This is a genomic window from Candidatus Korarchaeota archaeon NZ13-K, assembly GCA_003344655.1.
Lineage (GTDB): Archaea > Korarchaeota > Korarchaeia > Korarchaeales > Korarchaeaceae > Korarchaeum.
In genome coordinates, this window is sequence record MAIU01000082.1 from 1 (window position 1) to 4,974 (window position 4,974).

Below are 4,974 nucleotides of genomic sequence, written 5' to 3' on the forward strand. Positions count from 1 at the left end.
GTATCACGGAAGCTATTATTATCGACTGGAAGATGGGCCACACCGGTATGGTGACGTGTCTGAACCAGTAGTTCACGAAGGTGGCGAAGTCGCTGTCCAGCCTCTGCCTCTCCATGTAGTGCTCCCTCATCATCATCGCCGAGACCAGCGCACCCCCTGGCATGGGTATGAGCCCTATGAGGACGGGTATGAAGAGGGAGGCGAACCTTGGTCCTATGCCGATGGCGAACTCGGTTATCCTGTCGAATAGGCCGTTCACCTTCAGTATGTAGGATATGAAGAGCGCTGAGGAGAAGGCGGTGACCAGGGAGAGCGTGCTCCTCGAGAATATCCCCCTCAGCGTGGACTCCGGGAAGGAGGGACCGAGGGTCAGGATGCCGAAGGCGAGCGTTGAGACGACGACCGCTATGTGCACCTCCTGTTTCATCACGAGCAGACCCACGAGCAGGGCCACGGCTATGGCGAAGCTGAGCACTGGATCCACCATCTAGGATCGGGGGGACCTGGACTCATCCTTAAAAATCTTTTACACGCTCACCTCAGGAGCCTCGCTATGGCCCTCGCCATCCTCCTGGAGGGCTCCCTGAAGGGCTCCGGATCCCCCTCCGATTCCCAGATCACACCGGGGCATGAGAGGGAGACGAGGATGAAGTCCTCCCCGACTATGAATGGGTACCTCCTGCAGGTGTCCGGCCTCAGATCGTAAACGGAGCACCTGTTGTCGTCCGTCAGGAAGACGCAGGATCCGTCATCCCTCAGCCTCATCCTGTAAGGGGCTCCGGTGAGGTACCTCTCCAGCTCGCTCGTCTCCTCGTAGAAGTCATGGATTTCGGCCTTCCTCAGTCTCTCAACGTCATGATCGTACAGCATTATCGCCCTGTTCCTGCAGCAGTCACCGCAGAGCCTGCACGAGAAGGCGGGCATCCTTTCGACCCTCACGAAGTCTGAGATCACCGCGCCCAAGGTATCCCCATGATAAGGGGGGAATAAGCATATATTACAAGGGGCCGGCCTGGTTTTTCATGCCCCGGGGCGCGGTATCGCGATGAGACGCGCCGCCCCTCTGATGCTCCTAGCTCTCCTCCTGGCCCTGCCGACGATAGGGACCTCGGGATCCACGGGCTCGGGCTACTACCCTGGACTTGGAGCCCTCAGGGAAGGGGGGAGGCTCCTCATCTTCAGGCAGGGCCTCCCGGGCGATCCGGTGGAGGTAATCCCCATAGACTGGTCGGGCGGGAAGGCCCTTGTAACGGCATCCTCCGACGGGACCATAGCTTACATGGGATCGACCTCCGTCATCAGGACCCTCAGCATATGCTCGGGGAGGCAGGTCAAGATGGCCCACGCCAGGACTGAGAGGGGAGGTGTAATTTACGCTATCTGCTACAGCAGGGAGAGGGGAGCCTCCTTCGCCACAATAATGGACAGCGGGGGCTTCAAGTTCTTCGGCATCGTTGAGGTCTCCAGGAGGAACTCCTCGGGGACTGGCTTCATATACTCAGACTACAGAACTGACTTCCCGACCGTGATGGAGCCCCCAGCACCCCTGGTGGCGGACATGGATGGTGATGGTTACGAGGAGGCCCTCGTCTACATCGACAAGCAGCTCCTCTACGTGGACTCCCCTCTCAGCGAGCCAAAGGCCTATCCCATCCAAGAGACGCCCCTCGGCTTCTCCTACGGTGACCCGGACGGGGACGGTAGGAGGGAGGTCGTGATATCCTCCCAATCCGGCGTCCTGACATGGACCCCGGAGGGGGGTCTCAGGCTTCACAGCTCGCAGTCCTGCTCCTCATCCCCCATCCTGGCTGACTTCGACGGGGACGGCAGGCAGGAGGTGGCATGCTACAGAGGAGACACTCTCCAGGTCCTGAAGGGGAGCTCGGTCCTGCTGAGGGCCGAGGGGGGAGTGACGGAACTCGTGGCTCATGATCTGAACGGAGACGGGAGGGCTGAGCTCATCTACGTGATGGGGGATGGGACCCTAGTGGCCAGATCAATCGCTGGGATCCTCTGGAGGGCTAGAGTTGAGGCTCCCTACAACAGGCTGGCTGTGGCCGATGTCGACGGGGACTTCAGGCCCGAGGTCCTGGCGGCTTGCGGCCAGTACCTTCACTGCTTCTCGTGGGATGGGAGGGAGGAGTGGAGGATCAGCCTGAGGGAGCCGAGCGGCTGGGTCTCCGGCGGCACCTCCACCTTCCAGACTTACATGAGGTTCGAGGCGAAGACACCCCCAGTTCCCGTAGACTTCGATGGGGACGGCCTGCTTGAGGTGATTGTGGGCATCGGGGCCTACCTCGAGCAGGGGAGGATAGCCATGGTGGACGAGATCTCGGGGGCGGGCGAGCCTCCCAGGATAGAGGTCCTGCAACCCTCGAATCACAGCAAGGTTGGAAGGTACTTCAACCTGAGCATCAGGGTGAGCGACGACCTCTCAAGCGTCCTCAGGGTGAGGTTGAGCATCTACTCAGGGGGCTGGACCGATGTCTGGAGCGGTGAGGTGAGGTCGGGTGAACTCATCAGGAGGGAGCTGCCCTCCTCTGAGAGCGTGCTGATAGAGGCCTCCGATGGCATCTCCACGTCCAAGGCCATCCTAAAGCTCAGGGTGGACACGGAGCCCCCAAAGATGTTGATAGAGCCAGCTAACATGTCCAAGATAGGACCGGGAAGGAACATAACGGTGAGGGTGCTGGCGCCCATAGAGGAGTACGCCTTCCTCACGATACTCCACGGCGCGGGCCCGGGTCACCAATGGGTCAAGCTGCTGGAGAGGAGGGTCTGGAAGACCTCCCTGGTCAGCTTGGACGTCACCCCCATAATAGAGGGCCTGAGCGGCTATCACTACTTCAAGTTCATCCTCAGGGACGCCTACGGCAACGTGGAGGAGGTCGTGATGAGATACGCAATAAGCGAATCTAAGCCATCTTCTAAGCCATCTGAGAGCGAATGTGAGGGCAGAATCCTCCTTGAGGCACCAAGAATCGCCTCTAGCATCGCCAGGATCTCCTGGAGCCTTGTGAACGTCAGGAAAGCTTCCCTCTATTACGGGAACGGGCTCGATTGGAAGTTGATAGGGGAGGTGGAGGGGAACGGAAGCATGGACTGGAACGTCTCCTCCCTGCCGGACGGCGAGTACATGCTGAAGCTTGAGTCTGGCGACCTCAGGGCTCTGGCCGAGCTCAGGGTGGACAACACTCCACCGAGGATTGAGGTGAGCGTCGACAGGGAGGTGCTCAGGGTCGGGGAGGTGGCCAGGGTGAGGGTGAGCGGCGAATTCGAGAGGCTCTACTGGGACCTGGATGGGGACGGCCTCTTCGAGACCCTCGGACCGGCGGAGGCGATGATAAAAGGGAATAGTCCCGGGAGGATTGAGATAGGGGTAATGGCTGTGGATTCCGCGAACAACACGGCGAAGCGCAGGGTCTCGCTGACCGTGGAGGAGCAGGTTGAGGAGAGCAGCCAGCCCAGCGTCGAGAGCTCAGCCCCCAGCGTAGGCCCCGCCCTCGGCCCGGAGCTCCTGGTGAGGCCCGAGGTCGCGCTGCCAGCGGCCGCCCTCGTGGTGGCGATGCTTAAGAGCAGGAGGGGGAGGAGGAGGGGGAGGTCGAACCCTTGGAGGTGAGCGATGAGGCGAGGGCCTTGGGCATATTCGTAGCTCACGGGACCCTGAGGGGGGTGAAGGTATCAAGGGAATCCGATGTTCTCGAGAGTGCCGCTGATGAGGTCAGGAGACTCTACAGCCTCGAAGGCCTGAGGGATCACCCCGTCGCGAGGGCCTACAGGGACTTCTACTGGAGGATAGGGATAGACCCAACGAAGGTCAGGCCCAGCGGTGAGGCCCTGGTCAGGAGGATCCTGAGGGGCGAGGAACTTCCCCGCATAAACAGCGTGGTCGACTCGGGCAACGCGGCCAGCGCGATCACTCTGGTGCCCATAGGCCTCTACGACATGGGGAGGATAGCGGGGAGGCTGGAGCTCAGGCTCGCCAGGCCCGGGGAGGTCTTCCATCCGATAGGAGGGGGAGAGAGGAGACTCAGGGGTGGAGAGCCAGTTCTAGCTGATGAGAATGGCCCAATTTTCCTTTACCCGCACAGGGATTGCGAGAGGACTAAGATAAGGGAGGAGACAAGAGATGTGCTCGTCGTGGCCGCGGGGGTTCCGGGCGTTGAGAGGGCCCACGTGAGGAGGGCCCTCATGATGGCGCTGGACCTCATAAAGCGAAGCTCGGGAGGTGAGCTCGTCCACTCCGGCATCGCACCGGGGTCCTGAGGGTGGGAGCTCATCACCACTCCTCTACGTTCAGCGAGTCCCTCAGATTAGCCTGGCGTTTACCGCGACTATAACGGTGCTCAGGGACATCAGGAGGGCACCAACTGCAGGGCTGATGATCACCCCGGCCCACCCCATGACGCCGGCTGCCATGGGTATCGCTATCACGTTGTAGCCCGCGGCCCAGGCGAGGTTCTCCTTCATCTTCTTGTGAGTCCTCCTGGCCAGCTCCATGACCGCCAGCATGTCCCTGGGATCGTTCCTGACGAGCACTACATCGGCGCTCTCTATCGCCACATGAGTCCCGGCGCCTATCGCGACCCCCAAGGTCCGCCTCGACCAGTGCTGGGGCGTCGTTTATCTCGTCGCCGACCATGGCGACCTTCCCCTCCACCCTCAGATCGGATACGACCCTGGCCTTCTCCTCGGGTAGGACGCCGGCCCTGTAGCCGTCCAGCCCCAGCTCCAACGCTACCCTCCTGGCCACCCTCTCGTCGTCCCCAGTGAGCATGTGGACCCTCAGGCCGAGCCTCCTCAGTCCCTCGACGGCCTCGAAGCTCTCAGGTCTTATCCTGTCCGCCAGGGCGATCACCCCCAGCAGTTTGCCGTCCACCAGCACCAGTGAGATGGTGTTGCCCCCTCCATGAGCCTCCTGGCCTCCTCAGGGAGCTCGACGCCCAGCTCCGCCGCGTAAGCGGGCCCTATCAC

At 61.4% G+C, this 4,974-nt stretch carries 4 protein-coding genes and 1 pseudogene; 2 read left to right on the forward strand and 3 right to left on the reverse strand.

Going from position 1 to position 4,974, the window contains the following annotated elements:
- Both BA066_06725 and BA066_06730 read right to left on the reverse strand, forming a co-directional pair.
- The coding region (locus tag BA066_06725; GenBank protein RDD52997.1) for a DUF401 family protein at positions 1 to 487 on the reverse strand (487 nt) is incomplete at its 3' end.
- A gap of 47 nt (positions 488 to 534) precedes the next feature.
- The gene (locus tag BA066_06730; GenBank protein ID RDD52998.1) at positions 535 to 963 is read right to left on the reverse strand and encodes a YkgJ family cysteine cluster protein; all 429 of its coding nucleotides are present in this window, start codon (positions 961 to 963) and stop codon (positions 535 to 537) included.
- Between the two features lie 82 nt (positions 964 to 1,045).
- On the opposite strand from BA066_06730, the gene BA066_06735 reads away from it, so the two are divergent.
- Together BA066_06735 and BA066_06740 are read left to right on the forward strand one after the other, a co-directional pair.
- The gene (locus tag BA066_06735; protein ID RDD52999.1) at positions 1,046 to 3,619 is read left to right on the forward strand and encodes a hypothetical protein; all 2,574 of its coding nucleotides are present in this window, start codon (positions 1,046 to 1,048) and stop codon (positions 3,617 to 3,619) included.
- Positions 3,610 to 4,266: a hypothetical protein gene (locus BA066_06740; protein ID RDD53000.1), complete on the forward strand. Its 657-nt coding sequence runs from the start codon at positions 3,610 to 3,612 to the stop codon at positions 4,264 to 4,266. Before BA066_06735 ends, BA066_06740 begins: the two co-directional genes overlap by 10 nt.
- A gap of 42 nt (positions 4,267 to 4,308) precedes the next feature.
- Here BA066_06740 and BA066_06745 read toward each other — a convergent pair.
- Positions 4,309 to 4,903: pseudogene (locus BA066_06745) on the reverse strand (HAD family hydrolase).
- Between the last annotated feature and the right edge of the window lie 71 nt (positions 4,904 to 4,974).